Below are 25,990 nucleotides of genomic sequence, written 5' to 3'. Positions count from 1 at the left end.
GACCAGCAACAATGGCAGTTCCGCCCAGCGGCGGGCGGTAGTGCCACGCACCGTCACAGGGGCAGGCCCACGGTGTCGGCGAGGGAGCGCATGGACGCGGTCGGCGTCCTCCGCCGGGCGACGATCCTGCCGAGGATGTCGCGCGCGTAACGCTGGTTCGGGAGCCACTGCGGAGCGGCGTTCCGGATGTCGGCCAGAATGTCCACGGCCGCCCCGTACTGCCGGGTCATGGTGTACGCGTCGGCGACATCGAGGAGATGGCGGTTGCGGTTGTTCGACGTGGGGCGCATCCCTCCGGTCGGGACCTTGGCCGCCAACCGCAGCACCACGTCCGGGCGGTCCGTGACCATGGCGTTCTCCGTGCGCTTGAGCAGTACCGTGACGGGGCCGAACGCCCGCAGGAAGTCGCCGTCCGGGGCGAACTCCCGGCCCATCGCGACGGCGGCGGCGTGGGCGAGCCGCAACGCCTCCTCGGCCTCCTCGGGCCTGTTGTCCCGTACGGCGGCGGCCGAGAGGCGCAGCAGCAGCCATCCCCACGCGCTCAGTTCGTCCGGGGTCGCCCGTGACAGGCGGGGTTCCGTCTCGTCCGCCCACCGGGTGGCCCACTCCCGTGCGTCGGCGAGCCTGCCCTGCCGCAGGCGGAGCCAGCACAACGTGCTGACGGTGGACGCGCCCTGCACCGGGTCCGCCGATCCGTCGAGGGCTGCCTCAAGGGACCGCTCCGCCGCGTCGAACTGCCGGGTCTGCGTCAGGAGCCAGCCGGTGAGGTGCAGGAGGCGCACCTGCACGGCGCGCCCCTGCGGGCTCAGCCCGGCCAGGGTGCCCGCGTCGCGGACGAGCGGGGGAAGGACCGCCCGGAGCTCCGCGAACCGGTCGCCGGAGAACAGGGGCACGGCGGCGTCGAGTGCTGCGCGCACGCCCTCCACGGTGGGCGGCTCCTCCAGATCGCCCACGTCTCCCACCGGGGAGGCGAGCGCCTTCCGGACGGGTGCCCACGCGTCGAGTACGGCATCGGTCGCGCCCTCCTCGTCGGTGCCCGCCACGAGGCACGAGGTGGGCACCCCCAGCGTCACGGCGAGTCGGCGTACCGTCTCCAGCCGGGCGTCCCGGCGCTCGCCCTGCTCCAGTTTCCGGATGAGGGAGACGGATACCCCGGACTCGCGGGCGAGCCCCGACTGCGTCATCCCGCGACGCTTCCGCACGGTCCGGAGCCGGTCACCCGGGTTGGCAGGCATGGAACCGAGCGTACGCGCGCGAGGAGGCGCCTCGCAGGCCGTGCAGCGCCTGGGCGAGGGCGAGCCGTTGACGTCACCGGGGCGTCTCCACTGGGTGCGCACCGCGTGGGCTGATACGGCGCCACCGCATGGGAAAGCCGCGCGCGCCGCGCGGGCGTGAGGAGCAGGCGGGGCATGTTCGACACCTGCGCGGGGAGCTTCGACGCCGTGTGGGAAACGGCCTGCTCCGTGGAAGGCTGAGGGCCGTGGCACGAACCGAGTACTACGACGATCCGAACGCCCCCCGGCCGAACAGCCTGGTCGTCGCAGCCTCTGCCGTCGTCACCGACGGGCAGGGGCGCGTACTCCTCCAGCGCCGCCGGGACAACGACTTGTGGGCGCTGCCGGGCGGGGCGATGGACATGGGGGATTCGCTGCCCGGCACGGCCGTGCGGGAGGCCAAGGAGGAGACCGGCCTGGTCGTCGAGATCACGGGCCTCGTCGGCACGTACACCGATCCCCGTCACGTCATCGCGTACAGCGACGGGAAGGTGCGCCGGCAGTTCAACGTCTGCTTCACCGCACGGGTCGTCGGCGGCGCCCTGGCCATGTCGGAAGAGAGCACGGAACTCCGATTCGTGGCACCCGAGGACCTCGACTCGCTTCCCATGCACCACACGCAGCGGCTGCGGATCAGGCACTTCCTGGAGCACCGCGACGCTCCGTACCTGGGGTAGGAAGGAACCACCGGTCGCCCGCCTGGACAAGGCGGGCCACGCCTTCCGTGACGGCGGTCCACGGGCCGCGAGCCCGCCGTTCGACGGCCGCCTGCGCCGTACGGGCTGATGCGGGGACGGTGTGTGTGGGAGGCGCGCGTCCCGCGTGGGCGCGGGGCGGCGGTGGTGGCAGCGTGGCCGTGTGATCGCCGTGACGCTCGCCGCGCTCCTCGCCCTCGCCGCCCCCTCCACCCCCGCCACCGGTCCGGCCCCCGCTGCCCCCGGTCCGGCCCCCGCTGCCCCCGGTCCGGCCCCCGCCGTCCCCGCCCCGTCGGACGGGACCGTGCCGCCCGGTACGCCCGATGTGATCGTCACCGAGCAGGGCTCGCGGCGGCTCGTCGTGTTCGACGGGCGGCGGCGGGTGTGGGGGCCGGCGGCCGAGCGGTGGGCGTTCACGCCGCTCGGCGACCCGCGCTACGCCGACCTCGCGCCGGAGCGGAGCTGGGTGCACCCCGACGAGGCCAAGGTGCGGCGGTGGCGGGGCCGGACGTACGTGCTGACGACCGCCTCGTACGGGTTCGCCGCGGTCGTCGCGTACCCCTCCGGTGACCGGTACTGGGCCCGCGCCCTCGCCCCGGGCACGCTGCGCGTCAACCCGCACAGCGCGGAGCTGCTGCCGGACGGCTCCGTCGCCGTCGCGGGCAGCACCGGCGACCTGGTCCGGCTGTACGAGCCGCCGCCCGGCGAGCGGTACGCGGAGTTCGCGCTGGACGACGCGCACGGCCTGGTGTGGGACGGGCGGCTCGGCGTCCTGTGGGCGCTGGGCGGCGACCGGCTGGTGGCGCTGCGGCCGCACGGGGCGGGCGGGCGGCCGGCGCTGCGGGAGGTGTACGGCGTGCGGCTGCCGGAGCCGGGCGGGCACGACCTCGGGCAGGTGGCGCGCGACCCGGACCGGCTGTGGGTGAGCACCGGCAGGGCGGTGCACCAGTACGTGAAGAGCCGCCGCGCCTTCGTCCGGGACTACCCGGGCGCCGCCGCGGTGAGCCGCGCGCGGGTGAAGGCCGTCGGCGACGACCCGCTCACCAGGCAGGTGCTGTCCACCGTGCCGGAACCGGGGCTCGCCGAGGACTGGTGGACGACCGGCGCCACCGTCCACCGGCCGGGCCCGGCGGGCGCGGGCGCGTACCGGCTGCCCGGCGGCGGGATCTACAAGGCCCGCTGGTGGCGGCTGCCGAGCGGCGCGACGCCCTGACCCGGACTCACCGCCCCGCGTCCTCCGACCGGCACGCACCTTCGCGCCCCTGACGCCGGCTCACGCCTCCGCGCCCCCGCCCCGGCTCACGTCCTCGGAGTCGCGGGTGTCCCGGGTGCCGTGGGCGTCCCGGGTCCGCAGCCGGCGGTCCAGGGCCATCGACAGCTCGGCCTCCACGACGCTCTTGGCGAGCGGGCGCAGCCGGTCGACGTCCCCGCCGCGGGCGTGCGCGTGGAGCAGGTCGGTGAACAGCTCGGCGAGGGCGTCGGCGTGGTGGCGCACCCGGCGGGCCGCCGCGAGGACCGCCGCCAGCGGTACGCCCTCGTCGACCAGCGCGGAGGACACGTCCAGCAGCCGGCGGCTGACGTGGACGATCTCCTCGCCGTCCGTGGCGAGGTAGCCGAGGTCGAGGGCGGCGGCGAAGTTCTCCGCGGTGACCTGGTCGCCGAAGTGGTCGGCCAGCTGCTCGGGGGTGAGCCGGACCGGCTCCTCCTCCGTCGGCTCGCCGAGCCCCAGCACCTCGCCCACGTCGCGGCCGCTCTCGAACGCGGACGCCAGGTCGGCGATGCCGTTGAGGGTGTGGCCGCGCTCCAGCAGGCCGGCGATGGTGCGCAGCCGGGCCAGGTGGTGGGGGCCGTACCAGGCGATGCGGCCCTCGCGGCGGGGTGGCGGGATCAGTCCGCGTTCCCGGTAGAACCGCAGCGTGCGAGGGGTGATCCCGGCCGCCTCGGCCAGCTCCTCCATGCGGTACTCACGGTCCTCGCCCTCGTTCGCCACGTGCGCCAGCCTATGTCGTACCCCGGGTAACTTTCCCGGACGGACCCCTACCGCTCGGTAGTGAGCTGTTCTACCCTCCCGACAGTGCCAGTGATTGCTGGCAGAGTCTTCGGGAGGCGGCATGAGCGAGCACGCGCGCGAACACGTACGGGTGGCGGTGATCGGATCCGGCTTCGGCGGCCTCGGCGCCGCGGTCCGGCTGCGCCGCGAGGGGATCACCGACTTCGTCGTCCTGGAGCGGTCCGACTCCGTCGGCGGCACCTGGCGGGACAACAGCTACCCGGGCTGCGCCTGCGACGTGCCGTCCCACCTGTACTCCTTCTCCTTCGCCCCCAACCCGGACTGGCCCCGCACCTTCTCCGGGCAGCCGCACATCCGCGCCTACCTGGAGCACGTCACCGACACCTTCGGGCTCCGCCCGCACCTGCGCCTCGGGCACGAGGTGCTGAGGGCCCTCTGGGACGCGGACGCGGTGCGCTGGGAGGTGGAGACGTCCCGGGGCGTCCTCACCGCCGACGTCGTCGTCTCCGCGACCGGACCGCTCTCCGACCCGAAGGTCCCGGACATCCCGGGCCTCGACCGGTTCCGTGAGGAGGGCGGCACGGTCTTCCACTCGGCCCGCTGGGACCACGACTACGACCTCACCGGCAAGCGCGTCGCCATGGTCGGCACCGGCGCCTCCGCCATCCAGATCGTCCCCGCCGTCCAGCCCCGCGTCGGCCGCCTCACCCTCTTCCAGCGCACCCCCGCCTGGGTCATGCCGCGCGTCGACCGCCCCATCACCGGCGCCGAGCGCTGGCTGCACCGGCGGCTGCCGTTCACCGGCCAGGCCCGCCGCGGCATCCTGTGGGGCATCCGCGAGCTCCAGGTGAGCGCCTTCACCAAGCGCCCCGGCGAGCTCGGCCTGGTCGAGTCGGTCGCCAAGGCCAACATGCGCCGCGCCGTGAAGGACCCGGCACTGCGCGCCAAGCTGACCCCGTCCTACCGCATCGGCTGCAAGCGGATCCTGCTCTCCAACGACTACTATCCGGCGCTCGCCCGGCCCAACGTCGACGTCGTCGCCTCGGGCCTCGCCGAGGTGCGCGGCCGGACCGCCGTCGGCGCCGACGGCACCGAGGCGGAGGTCGACGCGATCGTCTTCGGCACCGGCTTCCACGTCACCGACATGCCGATCGCCGACCGGGTCGTCGGCGCCGACGGCCTCACCCTCGCCGAGGCGTGGAAGGACGGCATGGAGTCGCTGCGCGGCGCCACCGCCGCCGGGTTCCCCAACTGGATGACGGTCATCGGCCCCAACACCGGCCTCGGGAACTCCTCGATGATCCTCATGATCGAGTCGCAACTGAACTACATGGCCGACTTCCTGCGCCGGCTCGACCTCCTCGGCGAGGGCCGCGCCCTCGCCCCCCGCCCCTCCGCCGTCGCCGCCTGGAACCGCCGCCTCCAGGCCCGCATGGAGCGCACCGTGTGGAAGTCCGGCGGCTGCGACAGCTGGTACCTCGACGCCAACGGCCGCAACACCACCCTGTGGCCGGGCACCACCGCCGAGTTCCGCCGCGCCACGCGGACCGTCGACCTCGCCGAGTACGAGGTCGTCCGCGCGCCCCGCGAGACCGCCGGCACCCCCGGCACGTCCGGCGCCGGCCGCGAGGGGGCGGCGGCGTGACCACCACGGCCCCGCGGACCGCCACCGCCGTCTCCGCCGACGGCCACCGCCTCCACGTCGAGACGCACGGCCCCGAAGGGGCCCCCGCCGTCGTCCTCGCCCACGGCTGGACCTGCTCCACCGCCTTCTGGGCCGCCCAGATACGCGACCTGTCCACCGACCACCGGGTCGTCGTCTACGACCAGCGCGGCCACGGCCGCACTGCCGCCGCGGCCGCGGACGGCTACCACGTACGCGCTCTCGCCGACGACCTGGAAGCGGCCCTCACCACCGCCCTCGCCCCCGGCGAGAAGGCCGTCCTCGCCGGCCACTCCATGGGCGGCATGACCCTCATGGCGGCCGCCGGACGCCCCGCCTTCCGCGCCCACGCCGCCGCCGCCCTGCTGTGCAGCACCGGCGCCTCCCGGCTGGTCGCCGAGTCCCTCGTCCTGCCGCTGCGCGCCGGCCGCCCCCGCACCTGGCTCACCGGGCTGGTCCTCGGCGCCCGCGCCCCGCTCGGCCCCGTCAACGCCGTGTCGAAGGCCGTCCTCAAGTACGCCACGATGGGCCCCGGCGCGGACCCCGCGCGCGTGGACGAGTGCGCCCGCATCGTGCACGCCTGCCCGCGCGCCGCGCGCGTCGCCTGGTCGCACGTGCTCGCCGGGCTCGACGTGGAGGCCGGCGTACGCGGGCTCGACGTCCCCACCGCCGTCCTCGTCGGCACCGCCGACCGGCTCACCCCGGCCGTCCACGCCCGCCGCCTCGCCGCCGCCCTCCCGCACTGCGCCGGCCTCGACGAACTGCCCGGCATCGGCCACATGACCCCGATCGAGGCGCCCGAGGCGGTCACCGCGCGGATCCGCGCCCTCGCCGCCGCGCACCTGAGCCCGGCGGACCCGCCGCCAGCGGAGACCGCCACCACCGTGCCCCGGCCGCGGGGCCGCGACGACGACAGGGAAGAGGAAGCCGTATGAGCAGGGTCAGCCTCGAAGGGCAGGTGGCGGTCGTCACCGGCGGCGCGCGCGGCGTCGGCGAACTGCTGGCCCGCAAACTCTCCGCACGCGGCGCGCGCGTCGCGCTCGTCGGACTCGAACCCGACGAGCTGAAGCGGGTGTCGGAGCGCCTCCACAGCGAGAGCGACTGGTGGCACGCGGACGTCACCGACCACGAGGCGATGGGGCGGGTCGCGCTCGAGGTCAAGGAGCGCTTCGGCAAGGTCGACGTCGTCGTCGCCAACGCGGGCGTCGCCGCGGGCGGCCCGTTCGCCGACTCCGACCCCGTGGCGTGGCGGCGCGTCATCGAGGTCAACCTCGTCGGCGGCGCCGTCACCGGCCGGGCGTTCCTCCCCGTACTCACCGAGAGCCGCGGCTACTTCCTCCAGATCGCCTCGCTCGCCGCGATCACCCCCGCGCCGATGATGACGGCGTACTGCGCGTCGAAGTCCGGCGTCGAGGCGTTCGCGCACAGCCTGCGCGCCGAGGTCGCCCACCGCGGCGTCCGCGTCGGCGTCGGCTACCTCTCCTGGACGGACACCGACATGGTCCGCGGCGCCGACCAGGACGACGTCATGCGGGACCTGCGCCGCCGCCTGCCCTGGCCCGCCAACCGCACCTACCCGCTCGGCCCGGCCGTCGACCGCATCGTCGCCGGCATCGAGCGGCGCTCCCCGCACGTCTACGCCCAGTGGTGGCTGCGCGGCATGCAGTCCGTACGCGGCTACCTGCCGAGCCTCATCGGGACCATGGGCCCGCGCGAGATGCGCCGCTTCGAACCCCGGCTCGGACACGTCCCCACCGGCCTCGTCGGCGCGGGCGGCGCCGCCGACGAACGGGCGCGTGCGGAGCGTGACTGATCGACATGCGCAGGGTGACGGGGCGTGCCAGGCTGGGCGGCGCGGGGCCGACGAAGACCCCGCACCCCCCACAACCCCGTAGGAGTGAGACCCGGATGGGCATCTCTGACCAGTTCAAGGACAAGGCCGAGCAGCTGCAGCAGCAGGGCAAGCAGCGCGTGCAGGGCATGAAGGACGAGGCGCAGCAGCGCACGCAGCAGCGCAAGGGCAAGCAGCCCCAGCAGCCGCAGCGCGGCCGTCCCGAGGACCGCGACATGGACACGGACACCATGTCGCGCGCCGCGCGCGAGCGCGACCGCCTCGACCAGAGCAGGGACGTCTGACCGGGGCACGCGTCGACCCCCTCGGGCAGGGCTGCCTGCCCGAGGGGGTCCTGCGTTCCGCAGGTGCGCTCAGGGGGGCGGGGGTTGCTGCCGGGGGGTGTGGGCCGGGTGCCGCTTGCTGTCGTGGGGCCGGGTGGCGGCCGTGGGGGTTTTTTCGTTTCTTGCCGGTTGCCGGTTGCCGGTTGCCGGTTGCTGTTGTGGGGGCGTGGTGTTCTTCGGAAGTCCTGGGGTGTGTCGGAGCGTGGGCGGTCGGGAGCGTCCGGTCCCGCGTGGCCCCCGGTCAGGGCCTCGGGGGGAGCTTCGGGCGGCGGAGGTCGGGGACGGACGAGTAGTCCGGCGGGCGGGACGCCGGGTGTTCGGCGAGCAGGCCCAGCGCGACCTCGACCGCGTCCGCCAGCTGGCGGTGGCGGCCCTCCGCCCAGTCCAGCGGCGTCCGTTCGACCTCGATGTCCGGTTCCACGCCGTGGTTCTCCACGCCCCAGCCGTACGCCTCGAACCACGCCGCGTTCATCGGCACGGTGATGACCGTGCCGTCGCCCAGCCGGTGCCGGCCCGTCATGCCGACGACGCCGCCCCAGGTGCGCTGGCCGATGACCGGGCCGAGCCCCTGGAGCTTGAACACCGCCGTGATCATGTCGCCGTCCGAGGACGTCGCCTCGTCGGCGAGCGCGACGACCGGGCCGCGCGGCGAGTTGGACGCGTAGGAGACCGGCTGGGCGTCACGCGTGAGGTCCCAGCCGAGGATGCGGCGCGTCAGCTTCTCGACGACCAGCTCGCTGATGTGGCCGCCGGCGTTGCCGCGCACGTCGACGATGAGCGCCGGCCGCGACACCTCCAGGCGCAGGTCCCGGTTGAACTGCGCCCAGCCGGAGCCGCCCATGTCGGGGATGTGCAGGTAGCCGCAGCGGCCGTCGCTGAGTTCGCGCACGACCTCCCGCCGCTTGGCGACCCAGTCCTGGTAGCGCAGCGGCCGTTCGTCGACGAGCGGCACCACGGCGACCCGCCGGGGCCGGCCGCCGCCCCCGTCGGCGCCCTGCGCCGGGGCGAACGTCAGTTCCACCGTCGTACCGCCGGCGGCCGCCAGCAGCGGGTACGGGCCGGCCACCGGGTCCACCGGCCGGCCGTCCACGTGGGTGAGGACCGCGCCCTCCCGGATGCCCGTACCGGCCAGCGGGGAGCGGGCCTTGGAGTCGGAGGAGTCGCCGGGCAGGATCCGCCGCACCACCCACCGGCCGTCCCGGCAGACGAGGTTCGCGCCGAGCAGGCCCATCGCCCGCTGGTAGTGGGGCGGGCCCTCGTTGCGGCGGGAGGGCGTGACGTACGCGTGGGACGTGCCCAGCTCGCCGAGGACCTCCCGCAGCAGGTCGGCGAACTCGTCCGGCGTGGAGACCCGCTCGACCAGCGGCCGGTACTGGTCGAGGACGCCGTCCCAGTCGATGCCGCCCATGCCCGGGTCCCAGAAGTGCGCCCGGGTGATGCGGCCCGCCTCCGCGTACGCCTGGCGCCACTCCGCGCCCGGGTCGACCTCGTGGCGGATGCGGCGCGCGTCGACGTACACGGTGGTGTCGGGGTCGCCGACCTCGTTGGCGGGCATGGCCCGCAGCTCGCCCTCGTCGACGACGACGATCCGCGTGCCGTCCCCGCTGACGGCGAACCAGTCGAGGTGGTCGACCAGTTCCGTCTTGCGGGCCTTGGTGAGGTTGAAGTGCTCCAGCGTCGGCCGCTCGGAGGGGTCCGACGGGTTGACGAACGTCTCGCCCAGGGCGCCCGAGATGGGCCAGCGCAGCCACACCAGCCCGCCGCCGCTGACCGGGTGGAGTGAGGAGTACTTCGACGCGGCCACCGGGAACGGCGTGACGCGGCTCTCCAGGCCCTCCACCTCGACCAGGACCGTGCCGTCGCCGGCCGGCTCCTCGTCGCCCGTGTCGAGCCCGCCCGCCGCGGGGCGGCCCTCCGGGGACAGCGCGAACGGCGACGGCGTCGCGGAGGAGAGCGGCACCAGATACGGGCGGCAGCCCAGCGGGAACGACAGGTCCCCGGTGTGCACGTCGTACACCGGGTCGAAGCCCCGCCACGACAGGAACGCCAGGTAGCGGCCGTCCCGGGTGAAGACCGGGCTCTCGTCCTCGAAGCGGCCGTTCGTCACGTCGACCACCAGCCCGTCCTTGATGCGGGCCATCCTGATCTGCCGCAGCGACCGGCCGATGAACGGGTGCGACCAGGTCAGCCACGCCCCGTCCGGGGAGAACGCCAGGTCCTTGACCGGGCCGTTGTCCGACCTGACCAGCTCCGTCACCTCGCCGGCGGACTGCGACTCCTCCGACGCGTCGAGCAGCAGCAGCCGCCCGTCGTGCGAGGCGATGGCCAGCCGCTCCCCGTCCGGGTCCGACACCAGCTCCAGGACCCGGCCCAGCGCCCCGCCGGCCAGTCGGCGCGGGGCGCGCTCGCCGCTGGCGCGCGGCAGGTGGGCGATCTCGACGGCGTCCTCGCCGTCCGCGTCCGTCACGTAGGCGACCCGCCCGCCGTCGAGCATCTCCGGCAGCCGCACCCGCACCCCGGGGGTGTCGGCGATGCACCGGGCGGGCCCGTCGCGGTGCGTGAGCCAGTACAGGCTGCCGCGGACGCAGACCGCGCTCGCCCGGCCCGTCTCGTCGACCGCCACCGACCGCAGGTGCTGGGCCGCCGGCACGCTGTAGCGGCGGCGGCCGGAGCGCTGCCCGCCGAGCCGCACCGCGAGCCGCCGCGGCCGCGAGTCGGGGGTCAGCGCGTCGACCGTCCACAGGTCGCCCGCGCACTGGTAGACGACCCGCCGCCCGTCCGAGGAGGCGTGCCGGGCGTAGTGGGCGTCGTGGTCGGTGTGCCGGCGCAGGTCGGAGCCGTCGTGCCGGCACGAGTAGAGGTTGCCGACGCCCTCGTGGTCGGAGAGGAAGGCGATCCGGTCGCCGACGAACATCGCGCAGTCCAGGTGTCCGCGGAGCTCCGGCAGGAGCCGTCGCCCGTGCAGCCACAGCCGGCCCGAGGCGCCGCCCCGGTAGCGCTTCCAGGCGGCCGGCTCGTGCGGCGGCTTCCCGGTGAGCAGCAGGGTGCGGTGCTCGCCGTCGACGTCGGTGACCTGGATGTCCGCGCACGGCCCCCACGGCAGGCGCCGGCCGGGGCTGCCGTCGAGCCCGACCTTGTACGCCCACGAGAAGTGCGAGAACGGCTGCCCGTGCGAGGCCACCGCCAGGATGTTGCCGTCCGGGTCCCAGCCGCACACCCGGGTGTCGAGCGAGCCCCAGTGGCTGAGCCGCCGCGCCTCGCCGCCCTCCACCGGCACCAGGTGGATCTCCGGGTCGAGGCTGCGCCAGCTCGTGTAGGCGATGTGCCGCCCGTCCGGTGAGAAGCGGGGGTGCCCGACGCGCGTCCGGTCGACGGTGAGCCGCCACGCCCGGCCGGGCGAACCGCCCTCCGGGACCAGCGGGGCGACCCACAGGTCGTCCTCGACCGCGAAGCACAGCAGGTCCTGGTGGAGGTGGGGATACCGGAGGTACGCGCCGTCGCTGCTCACCCTGCCATGCTTTCCGCGCCGGGGGGCGGCGGCAACTCGACCGGCCGCACGCTCTGGTGTTCGTGACGCAGCCCACGTACGAAACGGTTTCGTTTCGCTCGCCGGGTGGCCTACGCTCCAGGTGTACGAAACCGTTTCGTTCGGATGGAAGCGCCCATGGCCCGCAGCAGACTCACCCCGCAACGCGAGTCCGAGCTGTACGAAGCCGTCATCGACCTCCTCGGGGAGGTCGGGTACGACGGCCTCACCATGGACGCCGTCGCCGCCCGCAGCCACTCCAGCAAGGCCACCCTCTACCGCCAGTGGGGGAGCAAGCCCGAGCTGGTCGCCCAGTCGCTGCGGCACCACAAGCCCGTGCGGATAGCGGAGATCGACACCGGGACCCTCCGGGGCGACTTCCACGAGATGGTGGCGCGCTCCGACGACTGCCGCATGGAGAAGGACTCCGCGATGATGCGGGGCCTCGCCCACGCCGTCCACGACAACCCCGAACTCCTCCAGGCGCTGCGTGAACTGCTGATCGAACCCGAGATGACCGGGCTCGGCGAGGTGCTGCGGCGCGCGGTGGAGCGGGGCGAGGTCGCCGCCGACAACCCGGCGCTCGACCTGGTCCCGCACATGATGATCGGCGCCGTCGTCGCCCGCCCCCTCATCGAGGACCGGCCGGTCGACCAGGCGTACCTCATGACGTACGTCGACGCCGTGGTGCTCCCCGCACTCGGCGTCTGACGGACCCGGCCGCCCGCCCCGGGGCGGCCACCCGGGCCGGCCGGCCCCGGCGTTCCCCGCGCCGGACCGCGCCGCCGCCCGGGGCGGGCAGGCCGGCAGCCGGCCGGCCCACCCGTACCGGCCCCGCCGACCGGGCCGGTGCCGCGGCTCCGCCACCGGAGCCGACGCACGACCGCAGTACCGGCAGTACCCGTACGACCGCAGTACCCGCAGCACCGGCAGTACCCGCAGTACCTGACGCGCACCGCTCACGCTGTCGGGCCGACTCCCCCTGTCCTGCCCTGTCCCACTCACCTCGGGAGTACGCCCCAGTGGCCACGTTCCTCTACCGTCTCGGACGGTTCGCCTTCCGGCGCCGCCACCTCGTGACCCTGCTGTGGGTCTCGCTGCTGGCCCTCGCCGGCGTCGGCGCGGCCTCCGCGCCCGCACCCACGTCCAGCTCCTTCTCGATGCCCGGCACGGAGGCCCAGCGGGCCTTCGACCTGCTGGAGGAACGATTCCCCGGCGGCAGCGCCGACGGCGCCACCGCGCGCGTCGTCTTTCGGGCGCCCGACGGGCAGAAGATGACCGACCCGGCCAACCGGGCCCGCGTCGAGAAGGCCGTCGCCGACCTGCGCTCCGGCTCCGACGAGGTCGCGAACGTCACCGACCCGTACACCGCCCAGGCGGTCTCACGCGACGGCAGCACCGCGTACATCCACGTGTCGTACAAGGTCAACGGCATGGAGCTCACCGACGCCACCCGCGAGGCGCTCACCGAGACCGGTGAGGCGGCCCGCGACGGCGGCCTCACCGTCGAGATCGGCGGCGACGCCCTCCAGACGGTGCCGCAGACGGGCACCGGCGAGATCATCGGCGTCGTCGTCGCCGGGATCGTCCTCGTCGTCACCTTCGGCTCGCTCGTCGCCGCCGGCCTGCCGCTGCTCACCGCGCTGATCGGCGTCGGCATCGGCGTCTCCTCCATCACCGCGCTCGCCAGTGCGCTGGACCTCGGCTCCACCACCGGCACGCTCGCCACGATGATCGGCCTCGCCGTCGGCATCGACTACGCGCTGTTCATCGTCTCCCGCTACCGCGCCGAACTCGCCGAGGGCCGCGAACGCGAGGAGGCCGCCGGCCGCGCCGTCGGCACCGCCGGCTCGGCGGTCGTCTTCGCCGGCCTCACCGTCGTCATCGCCCTCGTCGGCCTCGCCGTCGTCGACATCCCGATGCTCACCAAGATGGGCGTCGCCGCCGCCGGCACCGTCGCCATCGCCGTGCTCATCGCGCTGACCCTCATACCCGCGCTCCTCGGCTACGCGGGCCCGCGCGTCATCGGCCGCAAGGCCCGCAAGGCCGCCGCCGAGCGCACCGCGGCCGCCGACCGCGCCACCGAGGGCGCCGGTGCCGGCTCCGCCGCGGCGGTGGACCTCGGCAAGGCGGGCGGGCACCGCCCCGCCGACGAGCGCCCCAACGCCGGCACCCGCTGGGCCCGCTTCGTCCTGCGCCGCCCGGTCACCGTCCTCCTCGTCGGCGTCATCGGCCTCGGCGCCCTCGCCGTCCCGGCCGCCTCCCTGGAGATGGGCCTGCCCGACGACGGCGCCCAGCCGACCTCCACCACCCAGCGCCGCGCCTACGACCTGCTGTCCGACGGGTTCGGCCCCGGCTCCAACGGCCCCCTGATGGTGGTCGTGGACGGCGACCGCGAGGCCGTAGACGAGGCCGCCGACCGCATCAAGGGTCTGGACGGCGTCGCCGCCGTCACCCCGCCCACCCCGAACAAGGCCGGCGACACGGCCATGATCACCGTCGTGCCGAAGGACCGCCCGTCCTCCCCGGAGACCGAGGACCTCGTCCACGACATCCGCGAGAGCACCGGCGACCACGTCCTCGTGACCGGCCAGACCGCGATGAACATCGACTTCTCGCAGAAGATGAACGACGCGCTGCTGCCCTACCTCGGCCTCGTCGTCGGCCTCGCCTTCCTGCTGCTGATGGTGGTCTTCCGGTCGGTGCTCGTCCCGCTGAAGGCCGCCCTCGGCTTCCTGCTCTCCGTGGTCGCCGCGCTCGGCGCCGTCGTCGCCGTCTTCCAGTGGGGCTGGCTCGGCTCGGTCTTCGGCGTGGAGCAGACCGGCCCGATCATGAGCATGATGCCGATCTTCATGGTGGGCGTCGTCTTCGGCCTCGCCATGGACTACGAGGTCTTCCTCGTCACCCGCATGCGTGAGGCGTACGTCCACGGGGAGCGCCCCGGCGAGGCGATCGTCACCGGCTTCCGGCACGGCGCCCGGGTCGTCACCGCAGCCGCCGTCATCATGATCGCCGTCTTCGCGGGCTTCATCGGCGCGAGCGAGCAGATGGTGAAGATGATCGGCTTCGGTCTCGCCGTGGCCGTCCTGTTCGACGCCTTCGTGGTCCGCATGGCCGTCGTCCCGGCCGTGCTCGCCCTGCTCGGCCACAAGGCGTGGTGGCTGCCGCGCTGGCTGGACCGCGTGCTGCCCGACGTCGACGTCGAGGGCGACAAGCTCCGCCGGCAGCTCGCCGGGGACGGCGGCCCGGACGCCGACCAGGACCGGGAACTCGTCCGAGCCTGACGCCTCACGGGCCTGGCCCAGCGGCCCTGACGGGCCTGACGGGCCTGGCTCAGCGGCCCTGACGGGTGCGATCGGTCCGACTGGGCCGTTCGGGTGAGCCGCGGCCCCGCCGTCCCGGCGGGGCCGTCACCCCGGGTACCCCCGCGTCCGCACCCGCGTCCGCGTCACCCACACCGCCGCCGCCACCGGGCCGGCGCGCGCTCAGCGCGTGACCGGCGTGGTGGCGGCGTACGTGCGCCGCAGGAAGCTGCGCAGCGCCGAGGAGTCGAACTGCACCACCGAGGTGCCCTCCTCCGAATGGAACTCCACCACCGTCTGCACCCGTCCGCACGGCCACACGTCGACCTCGTCGCCGTGCGCGGGGAAGCGCAGCCCCCGCTCCAGCACGGTCCGCGGGAACGTCCAACTGCCGGCCGGCAGCACGAACCGCACCGACGGCGGCTCCGCGCCCGGCTCGTAGCGCAGCGCCACGGGCACCGGGCGGGAGAGCGGCCCGTCGGTCACGACCATGCCGCGCGCCCGCGCCTCGACCCGGGCCGGGGCGGCGCCGCCGGTCCCGTCGCCGCCCGGCGGGCGGGCGGCAGCGTCCAGCACGGAAGCCTCCCGGCCGGGCCCGCCCGCCGCGGCGGCGTCCGGGGCGACCGGGGTGGTCGGGGCGGACGCGGCAGGCGGTGCCGCGCCGGGGGCGCTGCCGGTCCGGGCGGTCCGGGTGTCCACGGGGTGTCCGTCGGTGGGGCACATCGTCGGGCTCCTCCCACTCGCCGTCACCTTCTGACTCGCATACCCCCCAATCTCGCATCAATACGTCCCACCCGCCCGCGCACCGTCCCCGGACCCGGCCCCTCCGGTCGTCCTTTCCGTGACATCCCCGCTCTTGCACATCGTTTGCAGGAGCGGCCATCATCGAACGGCCAGATCTCGCCGCACGACCGAAAGCGGTCGCCCATGCATGTCCCGGACGGATTCATCGACGCGCCCGTCTCCGCCGCCACCGGCCTGGTCGCCGCCGGGCTCGTCGCGGCCGGGCTGCGCGGCGCGCGCCGCGAGCTGGGCGACGAGCGCACGGCGCCCCTCGCGGGCCTCGTCGCCGCCTTCGTCTTCGCCGTGCAGATGCTGAACTTCCCCGTCGCCGCGGGCACCAGCGGCCACCTCCTCGGCGGAGCCCTCGCGGCGATCCTCGTCGGCCCCTGGACCGGGCTGCTCTGCGTCGCCGTCGTCCTGCTCCTCCAGGGCGTCCTCTTCGCGGACGGCGGGCTCACCGCGCTGGGCGTCAACATCACCGTCATGGGCGGCGTGACCGTCCTCGTCGCCTACGCGCTGTTCCGCGCCCTGGTGACGGTCCTGCCCCGGGGCCGCCGCTCCGTGACGGCCGCGACCTTCGTGGCCGCGCTCGTCTCCGTGCCGGCCTCCGCCGCCGCGTTCACCCTCGTCTACGCCGTCGGCGGCACCAGCGACGTGCCCATCGGCCAGGTGCTCGCCGCCATGCTCGGCGTCCACGTCCTGATCGGCGTCGGCGAGGCCCTCATCACCACGGCGACGGTCGGCGCGGTCCTCGCCGTCCGCCCGGACCTGGTGTACGGGGCGCGGGGCCTCACCGCGCCGCTGAAGCTGCGCGTCCACGGCGAACTCGTCGACGCGGCCCCCACCCGGGCCCCCGCCGCGGCCGGGCGTCCCGCCGGCCGGATCTGGGCGGCCGGCGTGGCCCTCTCCGTCCTCCTCGCCGGCTTCGTCTCCTTCTACGCCTCCGCCGCCCCCGACGGCCTGGAGAAGGTCGCCGCCGACCACGGCATCGACGAGCGGGCCCGCGACCACGCCGCCGCCGGCTCCCCGCTCGCCGACTACGGCGTCCAAGACGTCACCGACACCCGCCTGTCCGGGGGGCTGGCGGGCACCATCGGCGTCGGCGCGACGCTCGCGCTCGGCACGGGCGTCTTCTGGGCGGCGCGCCGACGCCGGAACACCACCGCCCCCGGCCCTGAGGACCGGCACAGGGAGACGGTCTGACGTGGGCGCCGGCCACGCCCACTCGCTCTACCGCCCCGCGCGCTCACCCGTCCACGACCTGCCGCCGCACACCAAGCTCGTCGCCGTCCTGGCCTTCGTGGTGACCGTCGTGTCCACCCCGCGACAGGCGGTGTGGGCGTTCGGCGCGTACGCCCTGCTCCTCGCCGCCGTCGCCGGCGCGGCCCGCGTCCCGGCGACGTACCTGCTCAAGCGGCTCGTCATCGAGGTGCCCTTCGTCGCCTTCGCCTTCCTCATGCCGTTCGTCGTGCCGGGGGAGCGCACCACGCTGCTCGGCGTCGACCTGTCCGTCCCCGGCCTGTGGGACGCGTGGAACGTCCTCGCCAAGGGCACCCTCGGCGTCGCCGCCTCGGTGCTGCTGGCCGCCACGACGGAACTGCGCGACCTGCTCCTCGGCCTCCAGCGGCTGCGGCTGCCCGCCCTGCTCGTCCAGATCGCGACCTTCATGGTCCGGTACGGGGACGTCGTCGCCGACGAGATGCGCCGCATGTCGATCGCCCGCCGCTCCCGCGGCTTCGAGGCGCGGGGCGTACGCCACTGGGGCGTGCTCGCCAAGTCGGCCGGCGCCCTGTTCATCCGCTCCTACGAGCGCGGCGAACGCGTCCACCTCGCCATGGTCAGCCGCGGCTACACCGGCACGATGCCCGTCATCGACACGGTCACCGCGGGCCGCGCCCAGTGGCTGCGCGCGGCGGCCCTGCCGCTGTCCGCGCTCGTCGTCTGTCTGCTGGGATGGACGCTGTGACCCCGCCCCCGCCGCCCCCGGCTCCCCCGCCGGCGCCCACTCCGCAGCCGCCCCCCGCCATGTCGTTCGTGCCGTCGCTCGACGTACGGGGCCTCGCCTACGCCTACCCCGACGGCCACCAGGCGCTGTTCGGCGTCGACCTGACCGTGGAACGCGGCGAGCGGGTCGCCCTGCTCGGCCCGAACGGCGCCGGCAAGACCACCCTCGTCCTCCACCTCAACGGCATCCTCACCGCCGGCGCGGGCACCGTCCGCGTGGCCGGGCTGCCCGTCGAGCCGGCGCACCTCGCGGAGATCCGCCGCCGCGTCGGCATCGTCTTCCAGGACCCCGACGACCAGCTGTTCATGCCGACCGTCCGCGAGGACGTGGCGTTCGGCCCGGCCGCGGCGGGCATGCGCGGCCCGGAGCTGGAGGAGACCGTCCGGCGGGCACTGCACCGGGTCGGCATGGCCGAGTACGCCGACCGGCCCCCGCACCACCTGTCCTTCGGGCAGCGCCGCCGCGCGGCGGTCGCCACCGTCCTCGCCATGGAACCGGAGATCCTCGTCCTCGACGAGCCGTCCTCCAACCTCGACCCGGCCTCCCGCCGGGAACTCGCCGACATCGTCCGCTCCCTGGACGTCACCGTCCTCATGGTCACGCACGACCTGCCGTACGCGCTCGAACTGTGCCCCCGGTCGGTGATCCTCAGCGAGGGCGTCGTCGCCGCCGACGCACCCACGAGCGACCTCCTCGCCGACGAGGAGCTGATGCGCCGGCACCGCCTGGAGCTGCCGTTCGGCTTCGACCCGACCGCGAGGCCGCCCCGGAATCCGCGCGCGCACCGAGCCGTTGCACCATGGGGTGAGCGACCGACCCCGAGGGAGAGCTGAACAGTGGACGTCCAGGGCACGGTGGACCCCGGCTTCGAGCCGGTGAGGGACGCGTTCACGCGCAACTTTGACCAGCGGGGCGAGCGCGGCGCCGCCGTCGCGGTGTACCGGGACGGCCGCAAGGTCGTCGACCTGTGGGCCGGCACCCGCGACGTCGACGGCACGGCCCCCTGGGCCGTCGACACCGCGCAGATCGTCCGCTCGGTGACGAAGGGCGTCGCCGCCGCCGTCCCCCTCCTCCTGCACCAGCGCGGCCAGCTCGACCTCGACGCGCCCGTCGGCACGTACTGGCCCGAGTACAAGGCCGCCGGCAAGGAGCGGACACTGGTCCGCCACCTCCTCGCCCACCGCGCCGGCGTCCCCGTCCTCGACACGCCCCTGCCGCCCGCCGACGCCCTCGACGCCGACCGGGACTTCGAGCGGGCGGCCGCCGCCGTCGCCGCCCAGGCCCCCGCGTGGGAACCCGGCACCGACCACGGCTACCACGCCCACACCTACAGCTGGCTCCTGGCGACGCTCGTACGCCGCGTCACCGGCCGGCCCATCGGCCGCTGGATAGCCGAGGAGGTCGCCCGCCCCCTCGGCCTCGACCTGTGGCTCGGCCTGCCGCCGGACGAGGCCCACCGCATCGGCCGCGTCGGCCGCCTCGCCGAACCCCCGGCCGCCGCCACCGGCGGGCTGGTCCTGCGCCCGAAGCGGGCGGTGGCGCAGGCGTACAAGGACGAGCGGTCGCTGACCCGGCGCGCCTTCGCCGTCATCGACCCCGTACCCGACGAGAACGACCCCGCGTACCGCGCCGCCGGCCTGCCCGGCTCCGGCGGCATCGCCACGGCCCGCGCCCTGGCCCGCTTCTACGCCTCCCTCATCGGCCCCGTCGACGGCCACCGCCTGTTCGCCCCCGCGACCCTCGCCATGGCCCGCACCGAGGAGTCCGCAGGACCCGACCGCGTCCTGGTCGTCGCCACCCGCTTCGGCCTCGGCTACATGCTGCACGGCTCCGCGTCCCCGCTGCTCGGCCCCGGCTCCTTCGGCCACCCGGGCCGCGGCGGCGCCCTCGCCTTCGCCGACCCCGAGTCGGGCACCGCCCTGGGCTACGTCACCAACGGCATGCGCAGGGGCGTCACCGCCGACCCTCGCGCCCAGGCCCTGATCCGCGCGGTACGCCGCTCGATCGAGTAGGGCTCGGACGCCCGGGGCGGGCTTGTGGTGCAGTCGTCGCCTCGCACCAGCAGCCCTTCCCGGAGGTACCGAGGGGGGACGGTGCTCTTCAACCACTTCGCGGGTAACGGCGACATGCTGGGCGAGGAGTACGTCACCGACCCAGCGGTGGCGCACCTGTGCGCGACCGCCTTCGAGACGGTCTGGGCCCGTGCGACCCCGCACGCCGAATACCGGCTGCGGTAGACCTCCTCCGCCACGTCGACCGCTCCGCCACGTCGACTGTCCCTCACACCGACTCAGCGCACGTCCAGCGCCCGGCGGGCCTCGTGGATGACGCGCTGCGCCTCGCCACCGAAGACGGCCGACTCCCGCAGGGTGCGCCAGACGCGTGTGTGCGTCCGGACGCTGTCCTCGTCGTCCAGCCACAGCTCGGCGTGCCACGTCTCGACGACCACCTGCCTGTCGTCGTAGATCCAGAACCCCACACCGGGTGGAATCTTCAACGCGGCACCGAACGGGACGACGCCGAGTTCCACGGTGTCGAGCCCGATCACACCACTGAGTCGGTCGAGTTGTGCCGCCAGGACGGACGGCGGACAGATACGGGAGTGCAGTACGCCTTCCCAGAGAAGGACGTGGTACCGCCTGCGCGCGTCGTACAGGCCCTCCTGCCGCTTCATGCGGCTGCGGACCGCCTCCTCGACATCCCGCTGCGAGCGGTGGAGTTCGGCGAAGCGGGACAGGACGGACCGGGCGTAGTCAGGTGTCTGGAGAACTCCCACGACCCACGAGGACTCCCACGCGCGCAGTACCGAGGCATCGGCGTGGGCCTGGTTGTGAGCCTCCTGCACGGGACGGTGCCCGGCGGCCAGTTGCCGGCGCCACGACCGCTGGTGGGACTCAAGCCCGCTGAGCCGCGCGCGAAGCTCCTCCAGCGCGTCGGGTGCTCCGACGGCCTCACACCAGGCACGCAGGTCCTCGAGCGACGCGGTCTGGCGGCCGTTCTCCAGTTTGTAGACCTTTGAGTGCGGCCAGCCCAACCGACCCGCGAGGACGGTACCGGTGAGCCGACCATGGGGACCGGCCTCGCGCAGCTCCTTGAGTCTCGCTCCGAGGGCCCTGCGCGCCTGCTGGAAGTCGGTGCTCACCGGTACACGGTAACTCCCTAGCCGAGCGCCGCGACCTCCGCGGCGAACGCCTCGTACCGTACGGCGTAGTGCCAGGCACGGTCCCGGAGTTGGGCGTAACGGACGACCTCCGCCGGCTCGGTGATCAGCTCCACGTCGACCAGGTTGTCCTCGTTGTCGAAGCGGAGCAGCGCGACCAGACGGGAGTCGAAGATCCAGAAATCCTCAGCAGGCAGGTCGAGGCGGTCGGCCTCGTCCCGCCACATGTTGCGGATGTCCTCCCCGATCGCCGTGTTCTTCTCCGCGTGCGCGAGGAGGTAGCGCTGCCCGGGTGTCGGGGGCCGGTCGACCACGCGCACCCGGCCGACCGTCGCCCCACCCGAGGTCTTCTCCCGGATGGTCTTCGCCCACCGACTGTTGAGGTCCCAGGACGGTGCTTCTCCCCGGATGAACTGGGCGTAGGTGTCCGTGGCCTCGTCCGACGCGAACCGCCGCCGCGTCTCCAGTCGCCAGGCCGTGTGCTCGAACACCTCGAAGAGCTTGCCGAACGCTTCGAGGTCGATGATGCGGGGCACCCGGGTCACTTCCTTGGGTCCGAAGTCCACGAGCAGTGCGCGGGGAACGACGATCGGCACCTCTCCCGGTGACAGGTGCCGCAACTGGGTGATGTTCTCGGGGTCGGTCAGGGGTGGGCCGTGGACGATGATCTCGCCGCTGTCCTGGTCCTCGTGGATGCTGGGACAACCACCCTCCCCGCTACCAGTGCCGTTGAAGCGTAAGCGTCGTGCCATGAAGGACTCCTCCGGTGGGTTCGACTGATCGTCAGGGTGCCGGAAGCGGGGCACCGACGGTACCTGTTCACCCAGAACAGAAGAGACCATCAACGCTCATCGTCCCCTGCGCTGAGAACATGCGAGAACATCGCGTGGCTCCGACCAACTCCGCTTGCCTAGCGTCGCTTTCATGCCCAACACGACCCCCACCGGCCCCTCGGCCCGCCCCTCGCAGCCCGTGCCCGATCCGGTCGGTGCGCCGGGTGGGCGCGCCAAGGGTGCCCGGCCGGATGCGGGGGCGGCCCCGCTGCTCACCCTGCGGGTGTCGCGGGACGGGGGCCGTACCTGGTCCGCGCCGCGCGCCTACCGGGCCACGGACCGGCTGCCCCCGCTGATGTCGGGCGTCTGGCCGCCCTGCCGCTGCCCGCGCTGCGCGCCCGCCGAGGGCTGACCCCGTCCTGGGCCGCGGTATGGAGGGTGTGCGATGGCCGTCGCGCTACCCGCGCGGCGGTCCACGGCGCTGCCCGGAGCCGGCCGGGCGGTTCAGCCGGCCAGGCGTTCGCGCAGGGCGTCGAGGTCGGGTACGAACCAGGTCTGCGTGCCGCGGTCGCACTCGCGGACGAAGTCGCGCAGCGCGTCACTGTCCGCCGTGTGGGCGGAGACGTCACCGAGGACCACGAGTCCCATGCGGTAGTTGGCGAACTTGCCGACGATGCCGCCCGCCACGCCCGTGCGCAGGCGGAAGAACGCCCCGTCGAGACGCTCGACGGGGACGACGACCCACCGGGCGCCGTGGTAGCCGGCGTCACCGATCAGGTCCAGGGCGTCCTGCTCGGTGGCGACGGGGGAGCCCTCCGCCGGGCACACCCACACCGGTACGCCGTGGATCGTCCGCAGGACGGGGGTCGGGGTGGTGGTCATGGGCGCGAGGCTAGCCCGGTACGGCCGGCGGCACGAAGGGTTTTCGCCGTCGGGAAGGCCCGCTCCGCCGGCCGGCGGAGCGGCTCACGCCGCGTGCGGCGTCGGGCCGGCGCCCCAGCGCCGTCAGCCCCGCCACCACGCGCGGCGAGCCGAAGCGCTCCGCTCACCCGTCCCGTCGGTCCTGCCCAGCCGGCGTCGTGCGGCCGCGCGACCCGCCGTCACCGGGCGTTGAGTACCGACGCGACGAGCGGGCCCGCCGCGTCGCCGCCGTGGCCGGCGGCCTGGACCACGGCGGCCGCCGCCAGGTCGTCCGCGAACCCCGCGAACCAGCTGTTGGCGACGCCCTGGTCGGCGACCTCCGCGGAGCCGGTCTTGGCGCCCTTGTCGCCGCCGACGCCGGCCATCGCCGCTGCGGCGGTGCCGTTGGTGGCCGTGGCGCGCATCATGTCGCGCAGCTGGCGGGCGGCCGAGGCGTCCAGGGAGCGGGCGGCGGTGGCGATCTCCCGGTCGTCCAGGGAGCGCGGCACGAGGACCGGCTGCCGGAAGGTGCCGGCCTTCGCCGTGGCCGTGACGGAGGCGATGTTCAGGGCGTTCATCTGGATCGTGCCCTGGCCGATGTACTGGGCGGCGGCCTCCCCGCCGCTCTCGGCCGGGACGGACCCGTCGAAGGTGGGCACGCCCGTCCGCCATTCGAGGCCGATGCCGAAGACGTCCCGGGCCTCCTTGCCCAGCGCGGCGTCGTCCCGGGCGTCGTCGATGAGCTTGACGAAGGCGGTGTTGCAGGAGCGGGCGAAGCTGCGCGTGAACGTCCCGCCCTCGATGGAGAAGTGGTCGAGGTTGTGGAACGTGCGGCCCTGGTACATCGCCTCCTTCGGGCACTCGGCCGGCTTGTCGGCGCCCACCAGGCCCTTCTCCAGCAGCAGCGCCGCCGTGACGATCTTCATGGTGGAGCCGGGGGCCTGCCGGCCGAGGAACGCGGCGTTCCAGCCGTCCTTGCGGTTGTTGGCGACCGCCCGTATCTCCCCGGTGCCGGCGCTGACGGCGGCGACCGACGACTCGGGGAACCGCTTGACGGCCTTCTCCGCCGCGGCCTGCACCCCGGCGTCCAGCGTCGTGCGGACCTCGCCGGGCTTGCCCTTCCGCAGGGTGAGCAGGGTGCGGTCCGCCGCGTCGCCCTCGCCGGAGACGACCAGTTCGACGCCGGGCGTGCCGCCGGCCTCGGTGCCGTACCGCTTGCGCAGCTCGTCCAGGACGGGCGCCAGCGACGGGTAGCGCTCCACCGTCAGTTCGGCGCCGGAGCGGTCCAGGGCCTTGACGGCGGGCGGCCCGGCGGCCGTGACCTTCAGCGACTCGCCGTCCTTCAGCTGCGGGTGCAGCACGGAGGCCCGCCAGTCGACGCGCGGCTCGCCGGTGGTCAGCCCGCGCACCACGGTCAGCTGCGACGCGTACGTCCACGGGACGCGGACGCCGTCGTAGGAGACGACCCCGCTCACCGTGAACGGCACCGCCGTCCCCGACGGCGTGCCCGCGACGGCCTTCATGCCGCCGACGTGGGTCGCGGTGCGGTAGGCGGACAGGGCCGTCCGCGCGCTCGCCGGGTCGTTGGTGAAGCCGGCGGCCTTCTCGGCGTCCCCCGCCGCCCACGCGGCGAGGAAGCCCGCCGCGGCGGCCTCGGTCTCCTCGGCGGTGACCGGGCCGGTCTTGCGCGGCGTCCCGGCGTGCGACGTGGCGGTGGTCGTCCCGCCGGTCACCCCGTTCCAGACGTTGACCGCCCCGTACCCGACGCCGCCGACGGCGACGGCGAAGACGCCGCCGACGATCGCCACTTTCGTCCCACTCCGCATCCCGCGGTCTCCCCCTCCGGTGACACTTCTCCTTGAACGTGTTCAAGGAGCCCCTGGGAGAACCCTACGCGCCACGACGACACACCGGACGCCTGTTATCCGAACGGAATCAAACGGAAGCGCTCACACCCACGTATCCAGCCACATCCGCGACCGCCACTCGTCCATCGGGATCGTCTCCCCGGTGAACAGGGGCCAGAAGTAGATGAAGTTCCACACGATCAGCAGGACGAGCACGCCCGCGCCGATCGCCCCGATGGTGCGCCGCCGCTCCGCGCGGCCGTCCGGGTCCACCACGCCGTCCGGCCCCGGGGGGCCGGCCGCCGGGCCCGCCATCGCGCCGATCATCATCGCGACCGCCAGGCACAGGAAGGGCACGAACACCACCGCGTAGAACAGGAAGATGGTGCGCTCCTGGTACAGGAACCACGGCAGCCACCCGGCCGCGATGCCGCAGGCGATGGCCCCGGCCCGCCAGTCGCGGCGGTACGACCAGCGCCACAGCACGTACAGCACGGCCAGGCAGCCCGCCCACCACAGCAGCGGCGTGCCGATCGCCAGGACCTCGCGGGCGCACTTCTCCGCGGCGTCGACGGGGCAGCCGTCCTTGCCCTGCGCGGGCGACTCGTAGAAGTACGACACGGGGCGGCCGAGGACGATCCAGCTCCACGGGTTCGACTCGTACGTGTGGCCCGACGTCAGGTTGACGTGGAAGGTGTACACCTCGGACTCGTAGTGCCACAGGCTCCGCCACCACTCCGGGAACAGCCACGACCAGGAACTGCCGCGGCCCTCGCCCGTCGTCGCCCAGTTCCGGTAGTAGCCCCGGTCCGACAGGATCCACCCCGTCCACGACGCCACGTACGTGGCGAGCGCCACCGGCACCACCGACACGAACGCCGGCAGCACGTCCCGCCGCAGCACCGCCCGGAAGGGGCGCTCCGCGCCCGCCACGCGCCGCGCGCCGACGTCCCACGCCACGGTCAGCAGTCCGAACGCGGCCATCACGTACAGGCCGTTCCACTTCGTCGCCGCCGCCAGGCCGAGCATCACCCCGGCCGCCAGCCGCCACGGCCGCCGGCCGAGCCGCAGCGTCGCCGCCACCCGGGCGTCCGGCCGCAGCACCCCGTCCGCGTCGACCGGCAGCGCCCGCGCGAGCCGCGACCGGGCCCGGTCGCGGTCGATCAGCAGGCAGCCGAACGCCGCCAGCACGAAGAACATCAGCACCTGGTCGAGGAGCGCGGTGCGGCTCATCACGAAGTGCAGCCCGTCGACGGCCATCAGACCGCCCGCCAGGCAGCCGAGGAACGTCGAGCGGAACAGCCGCCGGCCGATCCGGCACAGCATCAGCACCGACAGGGTGCCGCACACCGCGACCATGAACCGCCAGCCGAACGGGTCGAAGCCGAAGAACCACTCGCCGAGCCCGATGACCCACTTGCCCATCGGCGGGTGCACCACGTACCCGGCGTTCAGCGGGACGGCGACGGCACCCGGGTCCTGGAGGACCGTCGCGTCGACGTCCTTGGGCCACGCCCCCTCGTACCCCCGGTGGATCAGCGACCAGGCGTCCTTGGCGTAGTACGTCTCGTCGAATATCACCGCGTGCGGCGAGCCGAGGTTCCAGAACCGCAGCACCCCGGCGACCAGCGCCACCAGCAGCGGCCCGCCCCACGGCGCGAGGCGCAGCAGCCGGTCCGCCGCCCCCGGCGGCAGCCCGAGCCCCTGCCACAGCCGCGGCGAGGCGCGCGCGTACGGCGGCACCAGCCGCTCCCGCAGCCCCGGCCCGGTGCGGGGCACGTGGCCGAACCGGCGCAGGCGTCGCTCCCACGCGGGCGTCGTCGGCCCTCCCGCGTGCTCCCCGGCGGCGCGCCCGCCGGGTCCGTCCTGTCCGTGC

The 25,990-nt window shown here is 74.5% G+C and carries 23 protein-coding genes; 14 read left to right on the top strand and 9 right to left on the bottom strand.

The genetic code is table 11. The annotated features are described in order from the left end of the window. Positions 1–53: 53 nt before the first annotated feature. Entirely contained in the window at positions 54–1,235 is a 1,182-nt protein-coding gene (locus LPA54_RS28635; protein WP_228983051.1) for a helix-turn-helix domain-containing protein, read from the bottom strand. A 245-nt stretch (positions 1,236–1,480) separates the two neighbouring features. Between LPA54_RS28635 and LPA54_RS28630 the strand changes: the two genes are divergently transcribed. Together LPA54_RS28630 and LPA54_RS28625 are read left to right on the top strand one after the other, a co-directional pair. Next, entirely contained in the window at positions 1,481–1,951 is a 471-nt protein-coding gene (locus LPA54_RS28630; RefSeq protein WP_228983047.1) for an NUDIX domain-containing protein, read from the top strand. 181 nt (positions 1,952–2,132) lie between these two features. After that, positions 2,133–3,182 (top strand): DUF6528 family protein, encoded by a 1,050-nt coding sequence (locus LPA54_RS28625; RefSeq protein ID WP_228983045.1) that lies wholly within the window; start codon positions 2,133–2,135, stop codon positions 3,180–3,182. A gap of 60 nt (positions 3,183–3,242) precedes the next feature. Here LPA54_RS28625 and LPA54_RS28620 read toward each other — a convergent pair whose 3' ends face one another. Further along, positions 3,243–3,926: a MerR family transcriptional regulator gene (locus tag LPA54_RS28620; RefSeq protein WP_228983081.1), complete on the bottom strand. Its 684-nt coding sequence runs from the start codon at positions 3,924–3,926 to the stop codon at positions 3,243–3,245. Positions 3,927–4,080: 154 nt separating this feature from the next. On the opposite strand from LPA54_RS28620, the gene LPA54_RS28615 reads away from it, so the two are divergent. The 4 genes from LPA54_RS28615 to LPA54_RS28600 all read left to right on the top strand — a co-directional run bounded on the left by LPA54_RS28615 (position 4,081) and on the right by LPA54_RS28600 (position 7,779). Next, positions 4,081–5,625, top strand: a complete 1,545-nt coding sequence (locus LPA54_RS28615; RefSeq protein WP_228983043.1) for an NAD(P)/FAD-dependent oxidoreductase — start codon at positions 4,081–4,083, stop codon at positions 5,623–5,625. Continuing rightward, the gene (locus tag LPA54_RS28610; RefSeq protein ID WP_228983041.1) at positions 5,622–6,578 is read left to right on the top strand and encodes an alpha/beta fold hydrolase; all 957 of its coding nucleotides are present in this window, start codon (positions 5,622–5,624) and stop codon (positions 6,576–6,578) included. Before LPA54_RS28615 ends, LPA54_RS28610 begins: the two co-directional genes overlap by 4 nt. Further along, positions 6,575–7,456, top strand: coding sequence for an SDR family oxidoreductase (locus LPA54_RS28605; RefSeq protein ID WP_228983039.1), 882 nt, complete (start codon positions 6,575–6,577; stop codon positions 7,454–7,456). Before LPA54_RS28610 ends, LPA54_RS28605 begins: the two co-directional genes overlap by 4 nt. 95 nt (positions 7,457–7,551) lie before the next feature. Further along, positions 7,552–7,779, top strand: a complete 228-nt coding sequence (locus LPA54_RS28600; RefSeq protein ID WP_228983037.1) for a hypothetical protein — start codon at positions 7,552–7,554, stop codon at positions 7,777–7,779. A gap of 280 nt (positions 7,780–8,059) precedes the next feature. Here the strand turns inward: LPA54_RS28600 and LPA54_RS28595 are convergent, their stop codons facing one another. Further along, positions 8,060–11,326 carry a S41 family peptidase gene (locus tag LPA54_RS28595; RefSeq protein ID WP_228983033.1) on the bottom strand — a complete coding sequence of 1,089 codons (3,267 nt, stop codon included), beginning with the start codon at positions 11,324–11,326 and terminating at the stop codon, positions 8,060–8,062. A gap of 156 nt (positions 11,327–11,482) precedes the next feature. Here LPA54_RS28595 and LPA54_RS28590 point away from each other — a divergent pair, with 156 nt between their 5' ends. Then, a complete protein-coding gene (locus LPA54_RS28590; RefSeq protein WP_228983031.1) occupies positions 11,483–12,055 on the top strand; it encodes a TetR/AcrR family transcriptional regulator in 573 nt (190 codons plus the stop codon). Positions 12,056–12,366: 311 nt separating this feature from the next. Further along, entirely contained in the window at positions 12,367–14,628 is a 2,262-nt protein-coding gene (locus tag LPA54_RS28585; RefSeq protein WP_228983029.1) for an MMPL family transporter, read from the top strand. A 201-nt stretch (positions 14,629–14,829) separates the two neighbouring features. Here the strand turns inward: LPA54_RS28585 and LPA54_RS42720 are convergent, their stop codons facing one another. Further along, positions 14,830–15,369, bottom strand: coding sequence for an SsgA family sporulation/cell division regulator (locus LPA54_RS42720; protein WP_306806551.1), 540 nt, complete (start codon positions 15,367–15,369; stop codon positions 14,830–14,832). Between the two features lie 204 nt (positions 15,370–15,573). Between LPA54_RS42720 and LPA54_RS28575 the strand changes: the two genes are divergently transcribed. The 5 genes from LPA54_RS28575 to LPA54_RS28555 all read left to right on the top strand — a co-directional run bounded on the left by LPA54_RS28575 (position 15,574) and on the right by LPA54_RS28555 (position 19,671). Continuing rightward, positions 15,574–16,632 carry an energy-coupling factor ABC transporter permease gene (locus LPA54_RS28575; RefSeq protein WP_228983026.1) on the top strand — a complete coding sequence of 353 codons (1,059 nt, stop codon included), beginning with the start codon at positions 15,574–15,576 and terminating at the stop codon, positions 16,630–16,632. A 1-nt stretch (position 16,633) separates the two neighbouring features. Continuing rightward, entirely contained in the window at positions 16,634–17,395 is a 762-nt protein-coding gene (cbiQ, locus tag LPA54_RS28570; RefSeq protein WP_228983025.1) for a cobalt ECF transporter T component CbiQ, read from the top strand. 59 nt (positions 17,396–17,454) lie between these two features. Next, positions 17,455–18,267 (top strand): energy-coupling factor ABC transporter ATP-binding protein, encoded by an 813-nt coding sequence (locus tag LPA54_RS28565; protein ID WP_228983022.1) that lies wholly within the window; start codon positions 17,455–17,457, stop codon positions 18,265–18,267. 3 nt (positions 18,268–18,270) lie between these two features. Further along, positions 18,271–19,446 (top strand): serine hydrolase domain-containing protein, encoded by a 1,176-nt coding sequence (locus tag LPA54_RS28560; RefSeq protein WP_228983021.1) that lies wholly within the window; start codon positions 18,271–18,273, stop codon positions 19,444–19,446. Positions 19,447–19,527: 81 nt separating this feature from the next. Beyond that, positions 19,528–19,671, top strand: a complete 144-nt coding sequence (locus LPA54_RS28555) for a DUF6879 family protein (RefSeq protein ID WP_228983017.1) — start codon at positions 19,528–19,530, stop codon at positions 19,669–19,671. Between the two features lie 53 nt (positions 19,672–19,724). On the opposite strand, the gene LPA54_RS28550 is transcribed toward LPA54_RS28555, so the two are convergent. Together LPA54_RS28550 and LPA54_RS28545 are read right to left on the bottom strand one after the other, a co-directional pair. Continuing rightward, complete coding sequence (locus LPA54_RS28550; protein ID WP_228983016.1) at positions 19,725–20,576, bottom strand: helix-turn-helix transcriptional regulator; 852 nt, start codon at positions 20,574–20,576, stop codon at positions 19,725–19,727. 17 nt (positions 20,577–20,593) lie between these two features. Continuing rightward, the gene (locus LPA54_RS28545; RefSeq protein ID WP_228983015.1) at positions 20,594–21,346 is read right to left on the bottom strand and encodes a DUF6879 family protein; all 753 of its coding nucleotides are present in this window, start codon (positions 21,344–21,346) and stop codon (positions 20,594–20,596) included. Between the two features lie 172 nt (positions 21,347–21,518). Between LPA54_RS28545 and LPA54_RS28540 the strand changes: the two genes are divergently transcribed. Next, a complete protein-coding gene (locus LPA54_RS28540; protein ID WP_228983013.1) occupies positions 21,519–21,779 on the top strand; it encodes a hypothetical protein in 261 nt (86 codons plus the stop codon). A gap of 92 nt (positions 21,780–21,871) precedes the next feature. Here the strand turns inward: LPA54_RS28540 and LPA54_RS28535 are convergent, their stop codons facing one another. The 3 genes from LPA54_RS28535 to LPA54_RS28525 form a co-directional block, all read right to left on the bottom strand. Then, the gene (locus LPA54_RS28535) at positions 21,872–22,249 is read right to left on the bottom strand and encodes a DUF4180 domain-containing protein (RefSeq protein ID WP_228983010.1); all 378 of its coding nucleotides are present in this window, start codon (positions 22,247–22,249) and stop codon (positions 21,872–21,874) included. A gap of 218 nt (positions 22,250–22,467) precedes the next feature. Further along, entirely contained in the window at positions 22,468–24,093 is a 1,626-nt protein-coding gene (locus tag LPA54_RS28530; RefSeq protein WP_228983009.1) for a penicillin-binding transpeptidase domain-containing protein, read from the bottom strand. A 123-nt stretch (positions 24,094–24,216) separates the two neighbouring features. Beyond that, positions 24,217–25,911: a dolichyl-phosphate-mannose--protein mannosyltransferase gene (locus tag LPA54_RS28525; RefSeq protein WP_228983077.1), complete on the bottom strand. Its 1,695-nt coding sequence runs from the start codon at positions 25,909–25,911 to the stop codon at positions 24,217–24,219. Positions 25,912–25,990 lie beyond the last annotated feature (79 nt).

The sequence above is a fragment of the Streptomyces sp. DH12 genome (assembly GCF_020873895.1).
Classification (GTDB): Bacteria; Actinomycetota; Actinomycetes; order Streptomycetales; family Streptomycetaceae; genus Streptomyces.
Note: the sequence above shows the minus strand (reverse complement) of the source record. Positions and strands in the feature narration are given on the sequence as shown.

What these genes read in the sequence shown, in the direction of transcription:
- LPA54_RS28635 (WP_228983051.1), bottom strand. Translation starts at nt 1,235, where the DNA reads ATGCCTGCCAACCCGGGTGACCGGCTCCGGACCGTGCGGAAGCGTCGC.
- LPA54_RS28620 (WP_228983081.1), bottom strand. Translation starts at nt 3,926, where the DNA reads ATGGAGGAGCTGGCCGAGGCGGCCGGGATCACCCCTCGCACGCTGCGG.
- LPA54_RS28615 (WP_228983043.1), top strand. Translation starts at nt 4,081, where the DNA reads ATGAGCGAGCACGCGCGCGAACACGTACGGGTGGCGGTGATCGGATCC.
- LPA54_RS28605 (WP_228983039.1), top strand. Translation starts at nt 6,575, where the DNA reads ATGAGCAGGGTCAGCCTCGAAGGGCAGGTGGCGGTCGTCACCGGCGGC.
- LPA54_RS28600 (WP_228983037.1), top strand. Translation starts at nt 7,552, where the DNA reads ATGGGCATCTCTGACCAGTTCAAGGACAAGGCCGAGCAGCTGCAGCAG.
- LPA54_RS28590 (WP_228983031.1), top strand. Translation starts at nt 11,483, where the DNA reads ATGGCCCGCAGCAGACTCACCCCGCAACGCGAGTCCGAGCTGTACGAA.
- LPA54_RS42720 (WP_306806551.1), bottom strand. Translation starts at nt 15,369, where the DNA reads ATGTGCCCCACCGACGGACACCCCGTGGACACCCGGACCGCCCGGACC.
- LPA54_RS28575 (WP_228983026.1), top strand. Translation starts at nt 15,574, where the DNA reads ATGCATGTCCCGGACGGATTCATCGACGCGCCCGTCTCCGCCGCCACC.
- LPA54_RS28565 (WP_228983022.1), top strand. Translation starts at nt 17,455, where the DNA reads ATGTCGTTCGTGCCGTCGCTCGACGTACGGGGCCTCGCCTACGCCTAC.
- LPA54_RS28545 (WP_228983015.1), bottom strand. Translation starts at nt 21,346, where the DNA reads ATGGCACGACGCTTACGCTTCAACGGCACTGGTAGCGGGGAGGGTGGT.
- LPA54_RS28540 (WP_228983013.1), top strand. Translation starts at nt 21,519, where the DNA reads ATGCCCAACACGACCCCCACCGGCCCCTCGGCCCGCCCCTCGCAGCCC.
- LPA54_RS28535 (WP_228983010.1), bottom strand. Translation starts at nt 22,249, where the DNA reads ATGACCACCACCCCGACCCCCGTCCTGCGGACGATCCACGGCGTACCG.
- LPA54_RS28530 (WP_228983009.1), bottom strand. Translation starts at nt 24,093, where the DNA reads ATGCGGAGTGGGACGAAAGTGGCGATCGTCGGCGGCGTCTTCGCCGTC.